Annotated in this window: 16 protein-coding genes; 2 read left to right on the top strand and 14 right to left on the bottom strand. The window is 45.1% G+C overall.

Annotation, left to right across the window (positions count from 1 at the left end; genetic code table 11):
* Positions 1-35: 35 nt before the first annotated feature.
* The 8 genes from sthA to cysD form a co-directional block, all read right to left on the bottom strand.
* Positions 36-1,427 (bottom strand): Si-specific NAD(P)(+) transhydrogenase, encoded by a 1,392-nt coding sequence (gene sthA / locus D9A03_RS08935; RefSeq protein WP_120496860.1) that lies wholly within the window; start codon positions 1,425-1,427, stop codon positions 36-38.
* Between the two features lie 302 nt (positions 1,428-1,729).
* A complete protein-coding gene (locus D9A03_RS08930; RefSeq protein WP_120496859.1) occupies positions 1,730-4,150 on the bottom strand; it encodes an acyl-CoA dehydrogenase in 2,421 nt (806 codons plus the stop codon).
* A 63-nt stretch (positions 4,151-4,213) separates the two neighbouring features.
* A complete protein-coding gene (locus tag D9A03_RS08925; RefSeq protein WP_120496858.1) occupies positions 4,214-6,553 on the bottom strand; it encodes a 3-hydroxyacyl-CoA dehydrogenase/enoyl-CoA hydratase family protein in 2,340 nt (779 codons plus the stop codon).
* Positions 6,550-7,692, bottom strand: a complete 1,143-nt coding sequence (locus tag D9A03_RS08920; protein ID WP_120496857.1) for a thiolase family protein — start codon at positions 7,690-7,692, stop codon at positions 6,550-6,552. Before D9A03_RS08920 ends, D9A03_RS08925 begins: the two co-directional genes overlap by 4 nt.
* 70 nt (positions 7,693-7,762) lie before the next feature.
* A complete protein-coding gene (locus D9A03_RS08915) occupies positions 7,763-9,445 on the bottom strand; it encodes a long-chain fatty acid--CoA ligase (RefSeq protein WP_120496856.1) in 1,683 nt (560 codons plus the stop codon).
* On the bottom strand, positions 9,442-11,793 hold the full coding sequence (locus D9A03_RS08910; RefSeq protein ID WP_120496855.1) for a serine aminopeptidase domain-containing protein: 2,352 nt from the start codon (positions 11,791-11,793) through the stop codon (positions 9,442-9,444). The genes D9A03_RS08915 and D9A03_RS08910 overlap by 4 nt, the downstream gene beginning before the upstream one ends.
* A 262-nt stretch (positions 11,794-12,055) precedes the next feature.
* Positions 12,056-13,954, bottom strand: a complete 1,899-nt coding sequence (gene cysN, locus D9A03_RS08905; protein WP_120496854.1) for a sulfate adenylyltransferase subunit CysN — start codon at positions 13,952-13,954, stop codon at positions 12,056-12,058.
* Positions 13,954-14,847, bottom strand: coding sequence for a sulfate adenylyltransferase subunit CysD (gene cysD, locus D9A03_RS08900; protein ID WP_254055041.1), 894 nt, complete (start codon positions 14,845-14,847; stop codon positions 13,954-13,956). The genes cysN and cysD overlap by 1 nt, the downstream gene beginning before the upstream one ends.
* 455 nt (positions 14,848-15,302) lie before the next feature.
* Between cysD and D9A03_RS08895 the strand changes: the two genes are divergently transcribed.
* A complete protein-coding gene (locus D9A03_RS08895) occupies positions 15,303-15,998 on the top strand; it encodes an HAD-IIIA family hydrolase (RefSeq protein ID WP_162938054.1) in 696 nt (231 codons plus the stop codon).
* A 101-nt stretch (positions 15,999-16,099) separates the two neighbouring features.
* Here D9A03_RS08895 and D9A03_RS08890 read toward each other — a convergent pair whose 3' ends face one another.
* The 4 genes from D9A03_RS08890 to D9A03_RS08875 all read right to left on the bottom strand — a co-directional run bounded on the left by D9A03_RS08890 (position 16,100) and on the right by D9A03_RS08875 (position 19,121).
* Positions 16,100-16,666 carry an SIS domain-containing protein gene (locus D9A03_RS08890; protein ID WP_120496851.1) on the bottom strand — a complete coding sequence of 189 codons (567 nt, stop codon included), beginning with the start codon at positions 16,664-16,666 and terminating at the stop codon, positions 16,100-16,102.
* A 155-nt stretch (positions 16,667-16,821) separates the two neighbouring features.
* Positions 16,822-17,469: a GntR family transcriptional regulator gene (locus tag D9A03_RS08885; protein WP_162938053.1), complete on the bottom strand. Its 648-nt coding sequence runs from the start codon at positions 17,467-17,469 to the stop codon at positions 16,822-16,824.
* Between the two features lie 66 nt (positions 17,470-17,535).
* Positions 17,536-18,129 (bottom strand): NADPH-dependent FMN reductase, encoded by a 594-nt coding sequence (locus tag D9A03_RS08880; RefSeq protein ID WP_120496849.1) that lies wholly within the window; start codon positions 18,127-18,129, stop codon positions 17,536-17,538.
* A 116-nt stretch (positions 18,130-18,245) separates the two neighbouring features.
* On the bottom strand, positions 18,246-19,121 hold the full coding sequence (locus D9A03_RS08875) for an AraC family transcriptional regulator (protein WP_120496848.1): 876 nt from the start codon (positions 19,119-19,121) through the stop codon (positions 18,246-18,248).
* A 177-nt stretch (positions 19,122-19,298) separates the two neighbouring features.
* On the opposite strand from D9A03_RS08875, the gene D9A03_RS08870 reads away from it, so the two are divergent.
* Positions 19,299-20,195: a DMT family transporter gene (locus D9A03_RS08870; RefSeq protein WP_120496847.1), complete on the top strand. Its 897-nt coding sequence runs from the start codon at positions 19,299-19,301 to the stop codon at positions 20,193-20,195.
* 16 nt (positions 20,196-20,211) lie between these two features.
* Here the strand turns inward: D9A03_RS08870 and D9A03_RS08865 are convergent, their stop codons facing one another.
* Complete coding sequence (locus tag D9A03_RS08865) at positions 20,212-20,781, bottom strand: TetR/AcrR family transcriptional regulator (protein ID WP_120496846.1); 570 nt, start codon at positions 20,779-20,781, stop codon at positions 20,212-20,214.
* A 129-nt stretch (positions 20,782-20,910) separates the two neighbouring features.
* Positions 20,911-23,943 (bottom strand): aminotransferase class III-fold pyridoxal phosphate-dependent enzyme, encoded by a 3,033-nt coding sequence (locus D9A03_RS08860; RefSeq protein ID WP_162938052.1) that lies wholly within the window; start codon positions 23,941-23,943, stop codon positions 20,911-20,913.
* Positions 23,944-23,953: the final 10 nt, after the last annotated feature.

Genomic DNA, 23,953 nt, shown 5'->3' with positions numbered 1-23,953 from the left:
GGTCAGACGCAAAGAAACTGACCGTGATTATCACTCTATTCAGACGGCATTCTATTCCATGCATCCAATGCTGCGACTTTATAGGCTTCGGCAAGTGTTGGATAGTTGAATGTATTTTCAACAAAATACTCCAACGTTCCCTTCAGGTTGAGAACGGCCTGCCCAATATGAATGAGTTCAGTTGCCCCCTCCCCGACAATATGAACCCCCAGAAGACGTCGGGTTTTGAGCGAGAAAATCATTTTCATCATACCATGGCTGAGGCCCATAATCTGTCCTCGTGCTGTTTCATGGAAATGACAAATACCACATTCATAAGGAATACCGCGCTGTTGTACTTCTTCCTCTGACATGCCAACTGTGGACATTTCCGGGACAGAATAAATACCATAAGGGAAGTATTCAGGAGCATCATAAGCGTCTTTCTCAAAAGCATGGCATGCCACAATACGCCCCTGTTCCATTGATGTTGACGCCAGACTTGGGAAACCAATGACATCTCCGGCCGCATAGATGTGATCAACTTCGGTTTGAAAATTCTCATTAACCTGAATTCGATTACGATGGTCAGCCTTAATACCAGCTTTATCCAGACCAAGTTTATCAGTTGCCCCCATTCGCCCAGCAGAGAAGAGAACCATGTCGGCTTTCACAATACGTTTGTTCTCAAGCGTAATCATATTGCCGCCGCCCTCAACTTTCTCGATTGCTTCAACACCTTGCCCAAAACGGAAAGTGACATTTTGCTGCCTAAGGAGGTGCATAAATTCAGCAATAAGCTCGCGGTCGATAAAATCGAGCATTGTTTCTCGCGGTTCAATAACCGTTACGGCAACATCCAGTGCACTGAATATAGTGGCGTATTCAATACCAATAACACCTGCCCCGATCACAGCAAGTGACCTTGGCAAGGTTTTTAAATCAATAATCTCATCACTATCGATGATCGTTTCCCCGTCAAAGGGAATATAGTCAGGTCTGTGTGGCTGGGTACCCGTCGCAATAAGAATTTTATCGCCATGAACAGACGTCACCTCACCGTCATCATCAACGATCTCAAGCGTGTTAGGGCTAACAAAATGGGCAAGTCCCTGTATCCATTCGACCTTGTTACGAACAAACTGATGTTCAAGGTTATCTACCTCGTGCTGCAAGGTCATATGCAAACGTTCAAGAAGATCTTCGGCGGTAATGTTATCTTTCACACGATAAGAGCGGCCATAGAAAGTACGCTCACGCCAGCCTGACAAGTTCAAAACCGTTTCCCGCAGCGTTTTACTTGGCAATGTACCAGTATGAACAGAAACCCCACCAATTGCAGGGCTTTTTTCAATAACAAGAACTCGTTTGTTCCATTTTGCAGCCTGAACAGCGGCACGACGCCCCGATGGCCCGCTTCCGATAACAACAAGTTCATACCGTTCCATACTTTCCCCCAGCAATCTTTCTTCTCTGTCGAGTTTTATTTAAGTAAACTCACCAAAACATCCGACATCATTGAATAGCTCTGATAATATTTACCGCATTTCACAGCTGATATAATGCAAGATTTGTTCAGTTGATATTGATCAACATCAATCAGACCGTAATTAAAACCATACCCTGACATTACAATACGAGAGTTACTCATCGCCTAATGAAATTAGCTTATTATTCTGAAACTGATAAGTGCTATAATTTACCTGTACTTACAACCTGTTTCTTTAATCTCAAAGGCTTGATGCAACCATCACCCCTTCAATCGTTTGTAAGCTGTCTGGCTATAGTCATCCACTTCCACAACTTCATCAGCAAGGCTTTGCGCTTCCAGCAATTGCTGGAACTCTTCATCGTCAACAACACCTTCTTCTGCAGCGACCCGATATAACTCTTCACGCTCAACACCTCTCAAGACGCCCGTTTTGCGGGCCGTTCGAATACGCGCTTCCAACGGAATAACCATTTGCATCTTACGATAAGCTTCTTCCAAAGCACCCATGGCATCATCCCGTTTATCCGACTTGGAAATATCGCTGGACAGTTTCTCGCGTCCCCCCAGATCACCCATCATCCGGTTGGCCAGCGCAATGTTCTGTAGATCTGTTGGACCGTGAGCCTTTTGGCCCAGCAAGAACAAACGCAGGCGAAGCATCGTCCCAACAAACTTCACCGGATAGTTATGGGTTATTGTCAGCAATGCCTTTTCAATTTCCTGATAAGCATGAGCGCAAAACCAGTCCAGATAAAGTTCGTCTTCTTTCGCACTTCCTTCATCTTCAAAACGCTTCACCGCTGCTGTTGCCAAATAAAGCCAGGATAAAACATCCGCTAAACGCCCGCTGAGCGTTTCCCGCCGCTTTAAACTACTGCCCAATAACAACATCGAAACATCCGCGACCAAGACAAAGGCTGATGAATAACGGGTTATCAACTGCTTATGTCGACGAGCTTTCGCCGTACCTTTTACCTTTAGAAAACGCCCTGCTGTCAAACCATCAATACCAGCTCTAGCAGCATTACAAACCGTAAAGTTGATATGCCCCCAAAAGGCATCATCAAAATCTTTGAGACTGTTGCTAGCCACAGCTTCCAGTTCTTTGGGGACAAAAGGATGGCCACGAATTGAGCCCTGACCAAAGATAATCATGGACCTGGTAAGGATATTCGCCCCTTCAACAGTAATAGCAATCGGCAGGCCATCATAAGCTCGGCTCAAAAGATTTTTGGGACCTCGGCAAATGGCAGCACCACCCAATATATCCATCGCGTCCAAAAAAACCGTTCGCATGTTTTCAGTTAAATAAGCCTTGGCTATTCCCGATAACACGGAAGGTCGTTCACCAGCATCAACAGCAGCGCAGGTTAATTGACGTGCAGCATCCATCCCATAGGTCAATCCACCAATTCGGGCCAGTCGTTCAGCAACCCCTTCAAACTTGCCAATTGGTAATCCAAACTGTCGACGAACAGCAGAATAGGCCCCCGTCACACGCGTCGCCAATTGTGAGGCTCCCAAAGAAAGGGATGGAAGAGAAACTGATCGACCCGCAGCGAGGGATTCCATCAACATGCGCCAGCCCTGACCGACACCTTCTTCTCCACCAATAACATAGCTGATTGGGATGAAAACATCTTTCCCCTCAATGGGGCCATTTGGAAAGGGAATGCCCATCGGATCATGACGTCTGCCAATCGACATACCTTTTGTATCCCTCGGGATCAGCGCACAGGTTATACCCAAATTTTCCTTGCTGCCCAATAAACCATCGGGATCAGTCAGCTTGAACGCCAAGCCAATCACCGTCGCAACGGGAGCTAAAGTAATGTAGCGCTTGCGCCAGTTAAGGCGAATGCCCAGAACTTTTTTACCCTTTATTTTCTCTTCACAAATAATACCGTGACTTTGAATAGAGGCTGCGTCACTCCCCGCCTTTGGCTCTGTTAAAGCAAAACACGGCATCTCTACCCCGGAAGCTAAACGAGGGAGGTAATAATCTTTTTGTTCCTCTGTCCCATAGTGGAGCAAAAGTTCAGCAGGCCCCAAAGAGTTAGGCACCATCACAATAACCGACAGGGGGAGAGAACGGGATGAGAGTTTCAACACCACAGCAGAATGAGCCTGCGCAGAAAACCCCAAACCGCCGTATTTCTTTGGAATGATCATCCCAAAAAACTTCATGTCTCTTAGTTTTTGCCATAACTCTTCAGGAAGATCTCGATCCTGAGCAATCTTCCAGTCATCCGTTTCCCGACAGACTTCTTCTACAGGCCCATCGACAAAAGCCTGCTCTTCTTTTGTTAACCCGGAAACCTTAAATTCTTCGAGCTTATCCCAGTCAGGCCTTCCGCTAAATATTTCGGCATCCCACCACACCGTACCTGCATCCAATGCCGTCTGTTCTGTCTCGCTGATCTTTGGCAAGCTACGTTTGACTATTTTCATTAACGCTGCAGTTAGGAAAGGCCGTCTAATGGAATGAATTCCAAACAAACCGGAAAGAACAGCCGTAAAGATGATTGCCCACCCTGTAAGAACGGTTGGCATTCCAGCTAGGTCACCACCTGCGATGAGCACCAGAAAAGCCAACACCCATCCCCAAAATCCTTGTCCGCGATATAACAGCGTTGCGAAAACAATAATCGCAAGTACAAAAGCGAAAAAGATAATCATAATGGGGACCTCTTCCTTTTACTGATTTGCTACCTCAGATTTCAATCAAATTTATAACCGCACCTAATTTCTCAAAGGCTTACCCGTTTTAAGCATGTGATGTACTCTCTCAATAGTATCAGGATGGCGACATAAAGTATGGAACGCTTTGCGCTCCAACTCCAACAATTTGTCTTCCGTGATTTTGCCAGTCATATCCGTATCACCACCGCTAAGGATTGTCGAAAGAGCAGATGAAACGACAACATCATGAGGCGTGGCTTTGCCCGATTTACGGAAACCTTCTACTGCCAAGTCCAAAGCAACCTTCCCACTTTCACCCGGCAAAGTTAAGTCAATTGCTGTTGGCGGGCGATATCCAGAAACCATTTCAAGCGCACGCTCTTTGGCATCTGCAAGAACTCGGTCACGGTTCATCGTTATCCCGTCACTCGCACGGATGATTTTCATATCCCGGGCTTCTTCTGCCGATTTGGCAACCTGTGCCAATCCGATCAACTCAAAAACTTTGGATACAGCAGGCATTGGACCTCGTGGTACATCAGGTGCCAAAGACCAGCGACACATCATTTCCTTGCAACCACCCCATCCCGGGATAATACCAACGCCGACCTCTACCAAACCGGTATATGTTTCTGCATGTGCCTGTACAGCATCACTGTGCAATAGCAGTTCACAGGCACCACCCAACGCTAGCCCCGATGGGGCAGAAACAACCGGAAATGGTGCAAATTTCAACGCCTTATAAATTTCCTGACCGCGCCGAACCATATAGTCAATAAAAGGATAGGCCCACAATCTGGCCGCAACAGACATTAAACCGATATTGGCGCCAACAGAAAAGTTGGTTCCATCATTATAAACAACCAGTGCTTTGTATTCACTGTTTTCAATTTTTTCCCTTGCCCGATCCATCATGGACAAAGTCCAAAGATTGAGAGAATTCATCTTGCTATGAAATTCCAGACACAAGACATCATCATCCAGATTCCACAAAGATGCGGACGGATTACGCATGACAGCTTTTGATCTGGCTTTAATATCATCAAGCTTGAGCACACCTGCATTGGGAGAGCGCTTTAAATACTGTCCCTCATGCCCAAAAACTTCTCGAAAGCCTTTTGACTTGCGATAAAATTTTCCCTTACCAATACTTTTTAAAACAGTGGGAATATCTGTCTTTTCGGACCGTAGTTTTGCACAAAACCATTCCACGCCAATTTGATCCAACAGCTCAAAAGGGCCATATTTCCAATTGTATCCCAACCGCATAGCTTCATCGACAGCTTCAATATCATCAGAAACATCCGGCACAAGCGATGCTGCATATGCCAAGGTTTTTGACATAACAGACCACGCATAGCGACCAACTAAGCTATCATCTTCCAGAACCTTGCGCGGGTTCTTGCGGCCGGCCTTTTTAACAATTGCAACGGCGGGACGTTCCGCTTTTGCATATTCACCTGTCTTTAAATTGATCGCCTCTTTTATCTTCTCAACACTATCAGGCTTGAGGCGATAGAAGCCTCCTTTCCCTTTACGCCCGGTATACCCATCGGCAATAAGCGTCTTGATCAACTCGGGTTCTTGATAAATTCCATGAAAAGGATCTTCAGGCGGCAAACTTTCTGACATGGATGAAAGAACATGAGGCATTAGATCCAGCCCCACCATATCCAAAAGTGCAAAAACACCTGTTTTGGGAATGCCAAAAGGACGGCCAATCACAGCATCTGCAACTTCAATAGATATATTCTGTTTCATGGCCTCAACAACGGCACATTGCAGCCAGAAAATACCAATACGGTTAGCAAGGAAACCCGGCGTGTCTTTACAATGAACAACCCCTTTACCCAAACTGTGATCACAAAATCTCTCAATACGTTTGCATTGCTCTTCAGAAACTTCAGGGTCCGAGACCAATTCAAGCAAACGCATATAACGAGGAGGATTAAAGAAGTGGGTAATCAGAAAATCACGTCTGAAACTTTCAGGTAAATCAGCAACAAGCTGTTCTCGGCAGAGGGTAGAAGTGTTCGACGAGACAACGGCACCCTTCTTGCGGAACTTATCGATTTTTTTATAGAGCGCCTGCTTGATACCAACGTCTTCGATAATCGCCTCAATAACCCAGTCACAATCGGCCAAAAGCTCAAGATCATCTTCTGTGTTCATTGGGGTAATACGGTTTGCATTTTGCTTGCTCATCAAAGCAGCTGGATTGCTTTTGATCAGCTTACCAATAGCATTCTTGGCTATCTGATTGCGTTCTTCTTTATCTCCTGAATTTTCTGGTGGGCGATCAAAAAGGAGAACTGATACACCCGCATTCGCAATCTGTGCTGCAATGCCCGCGCCCATGACACCTGCACCAATAACGGCAACTTTATTTACACCCTTCATTCAATAGCCTCCAAAACGGTCGCTATTCCCTGACCTCCGCCAATACACTGAGTTGCCAATGCGAACTTGCCCTTTTCTCGCCTTAACAACTGGGCAGCCTTACCTGTAATACGAGCGCCCGTTGCGCCCAAAGGATGCCCTATGGCAATCGCACCGCCATCAAGATTGATTTTACTTTCGTCCAGTTGCAAATCCGCCATGCAGGCTAATGCCTGACTGGCGAAAGCTTCGTTTAACTCGATAACATCCAGATCAGAAATAGAAATTCCTGCACGGGCAATTGCCTTGTTGGTTGCTGCTACAGGGCCAATCCCCATTATCTCCGGTGCGCAACCCGCAACGGCAATACTGCGAATTTTGGCAAGCACATCCAACTCCTGCTTTTTCGCAAAATCAGCCGTACAAACAATGACAGCGGTTGCTCCGTCTGTCAGAGGTGATGAAGACCCCGCCGTTACATTTCCACCTTCTTTAAAAGCAGGCGAAAGACCGGACAAACTTTCAATCGTACTGTTGCCCCGAATACATCCATCCTGATCAACTATATCCCCAGCACCAGTTTTGATTGGAATAATTTCATCCTTAAAATTTCCCTTATCCTGTGCTTCAGCTGCTTTAAGATGACTTTTAAGAGAGAACTGATCTTGGTCCTTACGACTGATGGCGTATTTATCCGCAACATTCTCAGCCGTTTCCCCCATGGAAACATAAGCCGTGGGATATTCTTTTGCGAGAGCTGGATTCAACAGAGGGTTAAAGCCCATCATTGGCACCCGCGTCATTGATTCGATGCCCGCACAAATATAAGCATCCCCGGCCCCCATAGAAATAGCACCGGCAGCCATATGGATTGCCTGCATGGACGACCCACAAAAATGATTAATCGTCGCGCCCCCCACTGATTGAGGTAAATCAGCAAGAAACACGGCCAGACGGGCGACATTCAGCCCTTGCTCTCCTTCAGGAAAAGCACATCCCATGAAGACTGCTTCAATGGCTTTACCTTCAATCCCGGTTTTATGCACCAAGCCTTTGATCACCTGGGAAACGAGATCGTCAGGTCGAACTTTAATCAAAGCTCCCTTATTCGCGAAATGGAAGGGAGACCGCGCGTAGCCAGCTATAACAATATCGACCATCTTCTTACCTCAGTTGTTCTCGGAACCTTTGTTCTGCATTTAAGCTCTGGTTACTATTCTCTTTAAAGTATTACGGTGAAGACGCTTCTTCCCGAAGTTCTTTCTTTGAAAGCTTACCAATCATGGTTTTAGGTAGTTCAGACCTGAATTCAATTTCCCTCGGCATTTCAATTGGGGACAAATACTCTTCAAGGAATTCTATAAGTTCATCCTCGCCCAAACTTAAGCCTACACGCAACTTGATAAAGGCTTTGGGAATTTCGCCGTGTTCAGCCTCGGCAATACCAATGACCGTGACTTCTTCCACTGATGAATGGCGATTGATCGCCTCTTCAATATTTCGGGGATAAACGTTGTATCCGTTGCATATAATCAGGTCTTTGAGACGATCCAAAAGAAATACATATCCTTCGTCATCCATATAACCGACATCCCCGGTATGAAGACGACCTTCTCTTATCACTAGCCCTGTTGCCTCCTCATTATGCCAATAACCTTGCATAACCTGCGGCCCCATAACACAAAGCTCTCCCTTCTCACCAATATCAAGCAAGGCATGAGGAGCCTCTATGTCCCGTATTTCAAAATGTGTTTCTGGTAGCGGAAGCCCAATAGATCCTTCTTTATTCTGCCCTATAACCGGGTTACAGGCGCAAACTGGTGAAGCCTCACTCAAACCATAACCTTCAACAAGAACACAGCCTGTCAAAGCTTCAAATTGCTTCTTTGCATCCAAAGGCAAAGGTGCTCCCCCTGAGATACAGTACTTGATAGAAGACAGATCATATCGCTCGACAACAGGTGAATTATTCACCGCACCGTATAAAGGGGGCACACCCATCATTATCGTGGGTTTTAATCGATCAATTGCCTTTAACATTTGCCCCAACTGAAAACGAGGAAGCAGAATTATTCCAGCTCCCAGAGCAATTCCCATATTCAAAACTGTCGTCATTGCAAAAACATGAAACATCGGCAAAACACCGAGGATACGTTCTTCTCCTGGCACAGCGTCTGAAAACCAGGCAACAACCTGGGCTGTATTGGCCAGAACATTACCATGGCTTAAGATGGCCCCCTTGGGTTTCCCGGTGGTTCCCCCCGTATACTGCAATACTGCTGTATCTTTGCGACAAACATCAACAGGATAAGCTCCCTCAGTAGTTTCAACCAAATCAGTAAACTCTATAAACTCAGGCCCCGAGGGGTGTGATATCTTGTGAAACTGCAATAAAGAAAATAACGCCCCTTTTATCGTTGGCATCGACTGAGCTAATCGACAGATCACGGCTTTTTCCAGCGGTGTTTGAGAAAGTTGTTTTTCAACTTTCTCGCAAAGCTCTTTAACATCCAGTGTAATCAAGAGCTTCGCACCACAGTCATTCAGCTGATGCTCCAACTCTTCTGGTGCATACAAAGGGTTTGAGTTAACAACAATCGCACCAATTTTTAGAATCGCATAGTAACAAACAACAAAATAAGGACAGTTCGGCAAGAACAGGACCACGCAGTCACCCTTGCCTACCCCTTGACGTTGCAATCCTGCGGCAACTAATTGTACCTGCTCAAAAATGTCGGCATAACTATAGCTCCTTCCGAGAAACTCGACACAGAGGCGGTCAGGGAAACGCGCCGTAACCTGTTCCATATTCTGATAAAGAGACTGGTTATCAGGCCGAACAGTATCATCGCGCAATAAAGAGGCCTCGGGATAGGCTCCTCTGTGAGACGCTTTTTTTGCCTTGTTGCTCATGGGCCAGCACCCCGTTTTTCTTGCAAATATTCTTCTGATCTCTCTTTTGCCTGAACCTCGGAATAGTTTGCTGCTTGCTGATCAATGCTTTTCAGAAAATCAAGGATGCCCTGACGACAGTTTCCTATATTTTCATGCAGAATTCCGTGCCTTTCTGCTTCAACCATAATTAGCTCTTTGTCGTGCGTACCGATTAAATCAAAGACTTCATTAATTCCTTTGGCATCGACAATTGGATCCTCTATCCCCTGAAAAAGCTTCACCGGGCAAGAGACACTGGGAAGGTTTTCCCGTAGCTGTTCATGTAATTGATATAGTTCATAGGTCGTACGCACGGGTACACTGCGATAATTGATTTTCGGGTTTTCGCTGGGATGTTCTTTGAATATACCCTTTTCTTCTATCGCCGGAGCCCAGCTTGTCAGTCTTTCCAGTCCATGAGCCAGATGCGCAAACAACAGATTGCTGGTCTTGAACTGCCAAGGAACAGAAACAGCAGAAACGGATGATATGCCTTCTGGATTATGAGCAGCTTCAAGTAGGGAAAGAGTACCACCCGTCGCAAAGCCAACCAAACTTATATCATCGACAAAAGCTGACAAGATCTGCCGCCCGCGTGCGATGGAAGCCATCCAATCTTCCCAGTGCTTATCTCTCAAATCCCAGGGGGACGTGCCGTGCCCCTTCAAGCGGACTCCCATAACAGCATACCCAAGTTCGGATATGTCTCTTCCGAACTCATAAAGCTCTGCTGGTGAAGCCAGAAGGCCATGAACAACAAGGACCCCGGTATTACGACAGTTTTCCGGTACAATCAAATAAGGGTCAGCCGGAGTACTGGCTGTTTCTTTAACATTCACGTCATGATGTTGAGGTTTCGTGAAAGTTTTACGATCACAGACAAGGGATAAATCTTCATCATCCAAAAGATAAAGTGCCAACATCTTTCTATCTATATCGGATACAGTCTCACGCGCATCTTCGACACTTATCACCGCTTCTTTTATGGGCGTAACCTCATTGGCATAAACACGGATCAGGTTTTCCAAACGCACCGTATTGAAACTTGTCTCCTCAAGGACCGTTTCATCAAACAGGTAATCATTTCCATCTTCGTTTATATGTTCCGCACAACCTTCCGCAGACATATACTTTTCTAGAATGTCACATGTTTGACCATTGTTCAGGTTCCAATAATTCTCTGGCTTTGTCAGGCTACGATGTAGATGAATATCCGCTTTTTTCTGACAGGATTTAATCGCTAAATAGAGAATTCTATGGAAGTCAACTTTGCTAATTCTGGTTTCTTTTTTCAAAACCAGATATCTGATCAAGCACGAAGCTAGATGATAAAGATTAACCGTGACCCCGGAATAGATGGCATCCATATAATAGTCACGCAGACGATTGGTGCCACGTGTACTACATAGTTTGAATATCTTTTCATTCAGCGTATCTGGTGCATGAGAAAGTTTGAAGAAATCATCCAGAGAATTTATTTGATTAAACACTCTGGATAACAAACGTTTTTCCCACCATCTCCAGACATGCCTGACGTCCAGAGGCTTGCTAACACGGATATCCATATCACAATCCTTGAGGATCATGTTCGCCTCAATCAAGACTTCCTCAACTAGCCTGGGGTTACTTCCCTTACTAAAAAATTCCGCGCTTCGGCTTAAAATATTGTCGCTCGCCCTGATTGGATAAAAAGTGATGTTTGCCGGAATGATTTCGGTCGGCTTACTCGCAACAGCTAGAAGTTCTTCTGTTGTCTCCATTTCCAGCGCCTTCGCCCATCTCTCAAGGCGCGCATACTCATTGGCATCAAAAACAGACAAAACACGTTGTTTAAATAGCTCCACAGTCAGCGCAAGGACAGCTGCTCCGGTATGGTGCTTACGCCTTGTCTTCGCTGTTGGGGAGAAAATACTGTATTCCCCAGAAGGACCGACAACATGCCTGTCTTTGACCATTCCCCCTTCTGGAAAAATGATTACTTTTCGCCCTCTCAGAATTTCAGCAGCTAGGAACGGAAGTAATCCGGGATGATTATGGGGCACAGCACCAACGCCATATAAAAAACTGGTAAAGGCCTCACTGTTTTCAAACAATTCACCCGCTGCAACACAACGACAATATTTGCCTGTTTCTTCATGGATAAGGTATTGAGGAATAATGGTTTCAAATCGGGCAAAATGATTGAAGAGATAAATATCACCCTCGGCAAATTTATCGTAATCATCATGCAAACAGATATTGATGCCCAACCGCTTTTTAACCAGGGAAAAAGCCTTCACACACCAGTCATATGTAGGTTTAAAGTCGAGGTCCAGTTCTGTATCCATCTCCCCACCTAAGCCGTTATCTGTAATACCTCTGTCGAATAAAAGGTCTTACAGTAATTATCTGTGTACGATCACCCTCACCTTAAAATCACAATTCAGAGATCAAAACGCATCATATCTCAATTCTTCTACTACTCAGTAGACCATAATACGGGCTAAGGTAGTATTAACATTACCTACTTTCGCGTAAGATTAAGGCGCAAAAAAGGGGATGGTAAAAAAATACCATCCCCTTTGTCTTCACACCAAATCGAGTGTGTTTCTATATAAAACCACGCTCTTTGAGCTGGGCAATAACATGATCCGCTAAAACTTCTGGCTCTGCACTTCCGCCCGCCAAGACAATCTCTGCATTAACAGGCGCCTCGTAAGCTGAATCGATACCTGTAAAGTTTTTGATATCTCCGGCGCGGGCTTTTTTATAAAGCCCTTTTGGATCTCGTTCTTCACAAACTTCCAGTGGCGTATCCACAAAGACTTCGAGAAATTCACTTTCACCCATTAGTTCACGTGCCATACGGCGCTCGCTTCTAAAGGGTGAAATGAAAGATACCAGAACAATCAATCCAGCATCGACAAAAAGGCTGGCGGTTTCAGAGACACGGCGAATGTTTTCAACACGGTCAGCATCTGTAAAGCCAAGATCTTTGTTCAGGCCATGACGTACATTATCCCCATCCAGGGTGTAGGTATGCCGACCTTCGGCGAAGAGTTTTTTCTCAACCAGGTTTGCAACTGTCGACTTACCTGCACCGGACAGGCCGGTAAACCAAAGAACGCAAGGTTTTTGCCCCTTCTGCTCAGCTCGATTACCTTTATTAACATCAAGCTCCTGCCAAACAATGTTACTTGCGCGGCGTAATCCGAAATCAATCATCCCTGCACCAACCGTTGCGTTGGAATAGCGGTCAATCAGGATGAAGGAACCTGTTTCACGATTATCTTTATAGGCATCAAAAGGAATAGCGCGATCCAGAGCCAAATTACAAACACCAACCTCATTCAACTCCAGTGTTTTACCTGCCTGTTCTTCCAGCGTATTCACATTTACCTTGTGATGAAGATCTGAAATAACTACGGGAACAGTCGTCGCCGCCGTCTTCAGAAGATATGGACGCCCAGGTAACAAGGCATCTTCCTGCATCCACAGGATGTGAGCCCGTAATTGGTCGCTAAGCTCTGGCACTTCATCAGCCTTGGACAGAATATCTCCACGGCTGATATCAATTTCATCCTGCAAGGTAATAGTGACTGCTTGCCCGGCAATCGCCTCATCCAGATCGCCATCAAAGGTAACAATGCGATCAACTTTGGATGTTTTGCCTGATGGAGAAACCGCAATATCATCCCCCGGTTTGATCCGGCCAGATGCAATCGTTCCGCTAAAGCCACGGAAATCAAGGTTCGGACGGTTGACCCATTGCACAGGCATCCGGAAAGCTGTCTCGGTTATATCCGTGGTAACATCAACGGTTTCAAGATGACCAAGCAAGGTTGGGCCTTTGTACCAATCCATTGCTGAGCTCTGTTCAATAACATTCTCGCCTTTAAGCGCAGAGATCGGTGTCGTGATAATGTTTGGAATATCCAACTTATCCGCAAAGGCCAGATACTCTTCAACGACTTCGTCATATCTGTCTTGAGAATAGTCAACCAGATCCATTTTGTTGACCACAAGCACGACATTTTTTATGCCAAACTGAGACACGATATAACTATGACGTCGCGTCTGAGTCAGAACACCTTTGCGCGCATCAACGAGAATGAGCGCAAGCTCTGCCCCTGATGCCCCCGTTGCCATATTACGGGTGTATTGTTCGTGGCCCGGTGTATCCGCCACAATAAACTTGCGTTTGTCAGTCGAAAAAAAGCGATAAGCGACATCAATTGTAATGCCTTGCTCTCGCTCAGCCTGAAGACCATCAACCAACAAGGCCAGATCAATATCTTCGCCTGTTGTTCCAACCTTTTTACTGTCGCTTTCCAGCGCCGTTAACTGATCTTCAAAAATAAGTTTTGAATCATAAAGCAAACGACCAATAAGTGTGGATTTTCCATCATCGACAGAACCACAGGTAATAAACCTCAACAGGCTTTTTTCTTCCTGTGCCTTAAGATAGGCCAGAATATCTTCGGAAATAAGGGTATCTTTGTGGGCCATTAGAAGTAGCCCTCCTGCTTTTTCTTTTCCATTGAACCCGCCTGGTCGTGATCAATGACACGTCCCTGACGTTCTGAAGTCGTTGTCAGTAACATTTCCTGAATGATATCCGGCAATGTTGCAGCTTCGGATTCAACCGCACCCGTAAGCGGATAACACCCAAGGGTTCTGAAACGGACAGATTTCATCTCAGGTTTTTCATTAGGCTTCAATGGCATACGATCATCATCAACCATTATCAGAGCACCATCACGTTCAACAACTGGACGTTCCGCAGAATAATAAAGCGGAACAATAGGGATATTTTCACGATAGATGTATTGCCAGATATCCAACTCGGTCCAGTTGGAAATCGGGAAAGCACGAATGCTCTCACCCGGTTTTACCCGTGCGTTGTACACATTCCATAACTCTGGACGTTGATTTTTCGGATCCCAGCGATGGTTCTCTGATCGGAAAGAAAATACCCGTTCTTTCGCACGCGATTTCTCTTCGTCCCGGCGTGCGCCGCCAAAAGCTGCATCGAACTTGTATTTTTCCAATGCCTGCTTCAACGCCTCGGTTTTCATCACGTCGGTATAAAGCGCAGAACCGTGATCAAAAGGGTTCATCCCTTTTTCACGACCTTCTTCATTGGTATGAACGATGAGATCAAATCCATATTCCGCAGCCATTTTATCACGGAAAGCAATCATTTCCCTGAACTTCCATGTGGTATCGACATGCATTAAAGGAAAGGGAAGTTTTGAAGGATAAAAGGCCTTACGTGCCAAATGCAACATAACGGCAGAATCCTTACCAATGGAGTAAAGCATCACAGGGTTACGAAACTCTGCCGCCACCTCACGAATGATATGAATACTCTCAGCTTCGAGCTGTTTTAAGTGTGTCAGATACGGGTCGTTCACCGTTTTCTCCGATATACTGCTATCAAGCAGGTAAAGTACAAATAATTCAGCCCCAAAGCAGCCATAAACTCAACAGATGTCAAGTTCTTAGTCAAAATTAGAGCTACAAATTAAACACTTAAAATTTGTTAATAACAAAAATCAGCGCCATAATAATCCATGAAATAGGTAATACATTTTACTTAACAACATTAAAAGATATTTCTACAATTAAACACAAAAAATATGTTATTATAAATTTTTAAAATTATAAATATATTTCAATTAATTAAGGAATTTCTCATCATTTCAAAGCCAAGGCCATGTAAAATAAAAACCATAAATAACATCACATAAATGTATTTTACCCGCTTTCTGCACCTTCCTGTGTTTCAGAGTTTGTACTCATCAAGATACTCAGGCTATATATTCTCTATTGATTGACCGACAGCATGAGAGACATGAATACACTCTTTAATGATCCAGATTTTCCTTACACAGCAATGCCTCATATTCAGCAAGATGGCATCTGGTGTGAAAGCAGAAAATATCAAGGCCAAACGCTTCCAGCAAACAGTCCAGCACTCTTTCTTGATCGTGATGGTGTTATTGTCAAAGAAGTGAACTATCTTCAAAATCCGGACGATGTTGAACTCATTCCCGGTGCTATTGAAACGATAAAAGCTGCCAACAGACAAAACATTCCAGTGATTGTTGTTACCAACCAAGCGGGAATCGCCTATGGCTATTTTGATTGGCAGGACTTTCAAGATGTCCAAAACAGAATGCATGCAGAACTGGAAGCCAAAGACGCCTATGTAGACGCGGTCTACGCCTGCCCCTTTCACCAAAAAGGGCAAACGCCTTGGGGCGGACATTCAGATCATGAAGCGAGAAAGCCCAATAATGGTATGCTTTTACGGGCCAGCAAGATGTTTTCAATCAACATGGGAAAATCATGGATTGTCGGCGATAGAGCCTCAGATCTTGAAGCTGGAAAAAAAGCGGGATTGGCTGGTGGCTTACACGTTTTAACCGGGCACGGATCTCGCGCAGGAGAAGTCACTCTCGCAAGACAACTAACCAGTTCAGATTATCAAATCAAAGAAGCTTACTCGATTAAAGATGCTCAGAACCTGCCACTATTGATAGCCTAATACTTTTTTATGCTCCAACGCCCTTTTCTTTTGATCATGATAAACGAAAGAACAAGAAAACCGGGCATGAACCGGGATAACCGACAACAATTCAACTACGTTTATTTTTCGTCTCGCAATCTGATTTCGATCACACCACAGATATAATGCCCAACAGCAATATGCATTTCCTGAATATGGTTTGTTGTATCCGATGGCACCTTGATACAGAGATCACAAAGTTCGGCAAGTTTGCCACCACCCTGTCCAGTGAACCCCATCACCGTAATTCCCATCTTCTTTGCCACATCAACAGCAGCGACAATATTTTCACTATTACCACTTGTCGTGATACCAACAAAAACATCTCCCTCTTTGCCCAGACCGCTTAATTGGCGTGCAAAGACCTGTTCGTATCCATAGTCATTTGCGATTGCCGTCAAGGCAGAGGTATCTACGGTTAAGGCGATGGAGGGAAGAGAATCACGCTCGATGATGTACCGTCCAACTAACTCTGCAGCCAAATGCTGGGAATCAGACGCAGATCCCCCGTTTCCACAGAAGATAATTTTATTACCACGTTTGAGTGCCTGCACCCAAACATCAGCAGCCTCATCCATGACCTCCCCCAAAGCACTTAGTGCTTCAAAGTTTTTCACAACAGTCTGACAATAATTTTGAAACGACACGGGAGAACCTTTTTGAAAGAAATCAAAGTATAAACCAAGAGAAAATATATCTGAATTATGTCAATTTTAAGCATCACTACTGTAGTCTGCATTAGATTTAGCACCAGAATTACTAACTTTCCAGTCCAGAGAACGCCTAACTTTGGCAACAAGAATCAAGGCAATCGTTTCTTTAGTATTTGTATCATCATCGCTCCTCCCTCATTGATATGCTGTGCGAGCAAATCAACAGCCTCATCAGACTTACCGGCTTCTACAGCAGCTAAAATATCGGCATGCTCCTGTTGAGATTTCAACTTGTAAGGGATCGTTTCAAACACCAACCGCTGATACCGTTCATTATGCAACCACAACGCATCAAGTGACTTCATCAATCTGGGTTGTTGTTCCCCGGCATAAATAGATTGATGAAAATCCCAGTTCGCCGACATTAGCTGATCAAGATCCTCTGCTTCATTCCCCTTTCTAATAGCCTGCTGTGCGCTTTCATAATCAGCTACAGGAAACATGGTTATCGCCTTTTTAAGGGCCAGACACTCCAGTTCAATACGAATATCCGTAATTTCCTGAGCATCTTCCATTGTCAAGGGTGTGACCATTGCTCCTCGCCGAGGCTGGAAAAGTACTAACCCTTCGGCACCAAGCTTTTGCAAGGCTTCACGGACAGGGACGTGGCTTGCGCCAAATCGCGCAGCAATATGATCCTGACGTAAACGATCTCCACCAGAAATTTCTCCCCTGAGAATTTCACTTCTGAGTTGCTGTGCGATTGCATCACTCATCCCCAAACTAGCTACAGGCACCGTGAACCTCTTGGTTATGAATTATGTTTCTGAAATAGAATAACACCCTATCATCGCCTCAAACCATTATGATTTAGGACGGATAGCATTGAGGCATAATCCCAATTCTCGCAAACGATCCAGATAGCTGGTGATACGTGTTACTGTTTTGGGATCACTCAATTTCATCTCGACATCAAATTGATTTTTGTAAAGTGGCAAAACGAAATCCGGTGCCGCCAGCGGATAGGCACCTAACCCAGAGAAGCTTTGCTTTAATTGCTGCTGTACTTTCGATGTCCCCAAAGCCCCCGGACTAGTCCCCATAATACCAACAGCAAGATTTTTAAAAACTGAAGGTGTCCCGCGCGAAGCCCAATCAATGGCATTCTTCAAAACAGCCGGTAAACCACTGTTATATTCTGGTGTAACAACAAGCAATCCATCTGCTTTACGAATAACCTCTTTAAACGCCAACGCCGCAGCAGGTGTTTCAATATCTTCAACATCCTGATTAAAAAACGGCATATCAGCCAGTTGGTCAAAAACTTCGACGGTCACCCCCTCCGGTGCCGCTGCAACCGCTTCCTTCAACAATGCAAGATTATAAGAAGCTTTGCGTAAACTCCCGACCACAGCAACGATATGAAAAGGTTTATTTCGATCTTCCGGCAAAGCCATCTCATTTCCCCCTATTTAGACAAGAATATTATCAGCTAAACATGCCATAACATGGGACGGACTTTGAACCCAGAGAGATTAACGCGATAAAATAAGATTTTAAGCCAGATAAATTTTTAAGACAGCTGTCGAAACTTACTCGGTGTTAAACCGGTTGCCCGCCGAAACCGTGTTGTCAGATGACTTTGGCTGCTAAAGCCACATTGAAGCGCAATTGCACTCAACGTATTATGAGTATCACCCAGCAAATCTTTTGCTCTTTGTACACGGCGGGACAAAACATACTGATGTGGGCTAACCCTCATTGTAAGTTGAAACATCCGTGTAAAATGAAACGGACTTAAATCGGCAATCCTGGCCAAATCCTCAACAACCAGTCCTTGCCCCAATGCTTCTTCAACATAGTCCTTCACCCTTTTTGTAACAAAAGGGGACAATCCGCCCCGAACAAACTCTGGTTCGACATTTTGATTACTATAGTGTCGAAAAAGATGCTGTATTAGAATCTGCCCAGCATGAGACAAACTCATTTTATCCGCAGGATTTTGCCAATCCAAAGGCAGAATAACTTGGCGAAATAGCTGTTCAATAACAGGATCACTTTGAAAAGCAATGTCTTCCAGTTCAACCAGGTCCGGATCAATATCGTAACTTTCCAAAGCAATCCGATTGAACTCTGATTGATCAAAATAGAGATGCATAAATTTGAAGGGTGCTTCAATACTCCATTCAGAACGAACATCTGCGGGCATAATACAAACAGCACCAGGATGCCCCTTACCGAGCGAGCGTTCTCCATGATGACGTCGCGTACCTCTGCCACCCTGTAGATAATAACTCAGCGTATGATGACTAGCCCTCTCATACACTGCATAACCTCCGTCATTATGCCATGCAGACAAAGAGAGTCCCGATCCAACATCAAGAGTCTGACTCGACTGTGCCCCTACTTTTTTCAGGGTTTTATATATATACAGTTCTTCTGGTCGCATGACATTTACTGAAACAAGTTTCCTTTAGTTTAGTCCTCTTGTTCTCTTTTGAGAAGGTTTCAACTTTCACTTAACCGCAGGAATGTGAAAAAAACATTTAAAATTGATATACAGCCTGACTTCTTCTGTTCTATGACTTCTGCCTATTTCGAGCCGTAAATTTGTCAGGATAGTTTTGTGAACATACTGCTGTATCTGGGAACAGTCTTAATTTGGGGAACCACGTGGTTGGCAATTACTTTCCAGGTTGGAACTGTACAGGTAGAGGTTTCAGCCTTTTATCGTTTTTCCCTGGCAGCATTTGTACAGATCCTCTTTATGCTGGCATTACGAAAAATAACTTGGGTGCCTGTCAGACAGCATAAGTGGTTCATCCTTCAGGGCTGGTGTCTTTTTTGTCTGAATTTCATTTTCTTTTATAACGCCGCAAAATTTTTGCCCAGCGGGTTGATTGCCGTTGTTTTCTCTCTGGCCAGTATCTTCAACATGATTAATGCCTTTGTTTTTCAGCAGAAGCCACCAACACTAAGATCCTTGATTGGTTCATGCCTCGGTGTTTTAGGGGTTTGCGCTCTCTTCTGGGAAGACATTCAACTCGGCAACTGGGCCAGTAACAGCCTACTGGGTTTACTTTTGTCTGTCGCGGGAACCTATTGTTTCTCTCTTGGCAACCTAGTCTCACAGCACCAGCAAAGAATGGGTAGAAACGTCCTTGTTTCGAATTCTTATGCCTTGGTTTATGGTAGTATGACACTCGGGATTTGGTGCCTGATCCAGGGTTATTCTTTTGATATGGAAAGCTCCTTTAAGTACCTTGGTTCACTCATTTATCTTGCCATTCCCGGGACAGTGATAGGTTTCGCCATGTACCTGAAACTTGTCGGTAAAATCGGTGCTGAGAAAGCGGCCTATTCCACTGTCCTGTTCCCAATTGTGGCCCTGTCACTCTCAACCTTTTTTGAAGGATATATCTGGACCGAGACAGCAATTCTCGGCGTTATACTGGCACTTGGCGGGAACTTGATCGTTTTCACCAAATGGTCGCCTAGTCAAAACATAAAGCATCAGACCTGACAGGTTCTATACTCCCTCAATTAAGGCCAAGGACGCCCCACGCAGCTTCTGTCAGGTCTTGTGTGAAGCTCTTATAATCCTGCGTCAGCCGACCATAAACATGAAAGACAGCGGGTTGAACAACCACCCCCAGAACCATTGCTGCCATCAAATCAGGATCGCCCTGCTTTACAGCACCGGCATTCTGCCCGCGCGTGATTAAATCACGCAAAACAACGACTGGCGTAACCATGTCATCGGGAACTTCCCTTAGCTGTCCATGTTGCGTCAAAAGCAAAAAGGTAAAGAGAGCTTTGTCCTCTGCAAACAGCTGGCAAAATCTGGCAATCATGTCGGCAATTTTCTGCTTGATATTTTTTTCTGTCGCAGCAATGTCGCGTAAATAATTTCCCTGTTCTTCATAGAGCGACAGAAACAGTTTTTTCACGAGTTCATCTTTGCTTTTGTAATGGCGGTATATTGTACCTTCCGCAATTTCTGCCCCGGCTGCAATATCTTTGGTCGTGGTTTCCGTCACTCCTTTTTCAGCAAAGAGCTCCATTGCCACCCGATTGATTTTGTTTTTTGTCGCCGTGCCATCACGCATAAATTAATCACCCCAATTCCAACTGTGATTAAGTACTCACTATACTACTCAATACGCAAACGAAAACCCAAAAGAACCTGAAACTGCTCAAACTCCTTTGGGGTAACACATGAAGCCTTTTAAATTAGATCAGGCCTGACTAATCAAAGCCATACAGGTATCAAACTCTTTCAGGAACTGATTCGCATTCTCCATAGTAAAGCAAACTGGCGGCTTGATTTTCACGACATTATCCAAAGGACCATCTGTTGACAGCAGAATTTTCTTTCTCTTCATAAAGTTAACAATCTTGCTGGCTTCCGCAGTTGCAGGCTCCAGGGTTTCTCGGTCGTACACCAATTCAGCCCCGATAAAGAGCCCCCGTCCACGAACTTCACCGATCAATGGATAGCGTTCCATCATTTCGGTCAAACCCTCCAGAATATGTTGCCCAACTTCGCCAGCATTATGTTGCAAGCGTTCGTCCCTGATGACCTGTAACACTTCCCGACCTATTGCACAGGAAACAGGATTTCCACCAAAAGTATTGAAATATTCCATACCATTGAAAAAAGCATCCGCAACGGCCCGGGTTGTGATCACTGCCCCCATAGGATGGCCATTTCCGATCGGTTTTCCGAGGGTTACAATATCCGGCACAACATCCTGCAACTCAAAGCCCCACATGTGGCTTCCGATGCGACCAAAACCGACCTGCACCTCGTCCGCAATACAAAGACCGCCTGCACTTCGCACGACTTCATAAACACGTTTCAGATACCCATCAGGCAGAACAATTTGCCCGCCGCATCCCAATAAGGATTCAGCAATAAAAGCCGCAGGTTTTCGCCCCTGTTTTTGCAAGGCTTCCAACTGCTCAATAGCCATATCGGCATATTTTAAACCACAATCAGGATCATCCCATTTTACCGGGCCGCGATATCCATCTGGCATCGGACAGATTTTCACATGATCCGGACAGCCCTTGCCCCCTTTGCGATTAAATTTGTAGGGGCTTAGATCAATGAGAGACGTCAGGTTTCCGTGATATGCATGATCAACAATCAGCATATCCTTTTGCCCGGTATAGTTCTGTGACAAACGCAAAGCCAAGTCATTAGCCTCACTGCCAGAATTCGTAAAGAAACATACTTCCAGAGAGTCCGGAAAAGTTGCCAACAATTCACGTGCATAATTGACAATATTATCGTGCATGTAACGTGTATTTGTGTTGAGAACTGGCATTTGCTCGGTAGCCGCCGCAACAACCCGAGGATGACAGTGCCCCACATGACAAACATTGTTCACCATATCCAGATACTGCTCGCCCTGTTCGGTATAGAGGTACTGTCCTTCACCGCGAACAATTTTGAGAGGCTCCGAGTAAGACAAGCTCAGATTGGGACTTAAATGTCTGGTGCGTTCTTCGCGGATGCTTTTAGAACTACGCGTCATATCCCCCTGACATTTGGTTTTCATCCCGAGAATAAGGTTCGGACTTGGGCAAACAGATGACCAGACATTGATTTCGCTACGTGCAGCAACGCCACAGACATCGTTTTCCATGCCCATAAGGTCCAGCAGAAGTTGAAAATGTACATGAGGTGCCCAGTTTCCATTCTCAGGATAAGGGCCGAGATAACCGATAACATCCCCCTTCTTAAAGGCTTTACCATCTTCCCAAAGCTCTAGTGATGTCCGGCTCAAATGACCGTATTTTGTATAGAATACCTGTCCCTCATCTGTCTTGTGCTCCAGAATAACAACCGGACCATAGTCATAATCCCGCGTGTTATCATTATGAACACGAACAATTCCGTCTAATGGCGCATAGAGCGGCTCATAGGCAGGAAGAAAGAGATCAATACCCAGATGAACTGTGCGTTTTTCATCCGGATCTACTGTCTCAAAAAAATCTCCTTTATACACATCGCGATCTTCCAGATAACTACCAACCCCAACGGCAGCACCAGCGCCTTTCATCATAGTAAAAATGACATCAGTAGCCTCTTCGGCACTGCGCGGTATCCCTTCATCGTTCACTGACAAGGGAGAAAGATCGAGAACCAGTACATTTTCAGGCGAGAGATCGTGTTGGCAAATTGGGCCGATCCTGTCTACATTTTTCAAAAGCCACTGTTCCAGCTTCCGCGCCCCGGCACAGGCCTCATAACCACAGACATCACGCAAACGATAGTGCACTACCTGTGGATTGATCTGTTCCATCTTGTGCAGGATATCACGTATGTCTTTCTGGCTGATCAACAGGTATTCATTATCAGGGTTGGCCGCATATTGCTGTGCAGCCATACAGGATGATTCCGCCAAACGCACCCGTATCAAATCATACAGAATGGCAAGCTCGTCTTCCTGCAATGGATTTACCCTGTGATAACCTGAGACAACATCACAGACGCGCCCTACCGGATCGTTCTGTGACAACATGGCATAAGCACAAGCGACAGCGACTTCGCATATCCGATGACTTTGAATGAAATCACCAAAATCAATGAGGCCGCTAATATTTCCCTGTTTATCGACAAGAATGTTGTAATCATTGGCATCATTGTGAATGACCTGTCGTGGCAATCGGCTCAAAGCACTGGCCGTTTCTCTGGAAAATCTATCCAGAATGGACACAACGATTTCACGTATAGCGACATCTTCAATCAAGGCAACAAATGCCGTATGTGCAGATGCTTGAGCAATATCCCATAAAAAGGTTCTATCCGCCCCGGCATGCATAAAAGATTTCAAAGCCAGATCCATGCGTCCCATCAAGCTCCCGATTTGAGAGAAATCAAGTTTCTGTTCCTTTGCAGCCCTATTCCAGACGTCGCCATCCAACCAAGTGAGTACGCGGATATATCGAACCTGTCCGTCGCAATCCGTAATCTTATCTGTTGTTGCTTTTTGTTTATTCTCGATAATCCGCGGCAGCGGCAAACTCGCATCTTGATTTGCCAATTCTATGAGCAGCTGATCCTGTGCATCCAGCCAACAAATGACTGTCTCAGGTGCATATAGTTTGAGAACATAGCTCTGCCCCTCTGCTGCATTCATTCGAAAGTTCTGATCCCTTTCACTTGGCAGACTACTGGCTTTTGCAGCAAGACCATAAAACTCCTGAAAAAGAGTTTCGGCTTCACTTTCAGTGTAAACATGGAGTTTATCTACGGACATCTGATGCACC

Origin of the sequence: Kiloniella sp. EL199, assembly GCF_900313065.1 — a bacterium.
In the GTDB taxonomy this organism is placed as follows: domain Bacteria; phylum Pseudomonadota; class Alphaproteobacteria; order Kiloniellales; family Kiloniellaceae; genus Kiloniella.
This window is presented reverse-complemented; position numbering and strand designations above follow the sequence as displayed.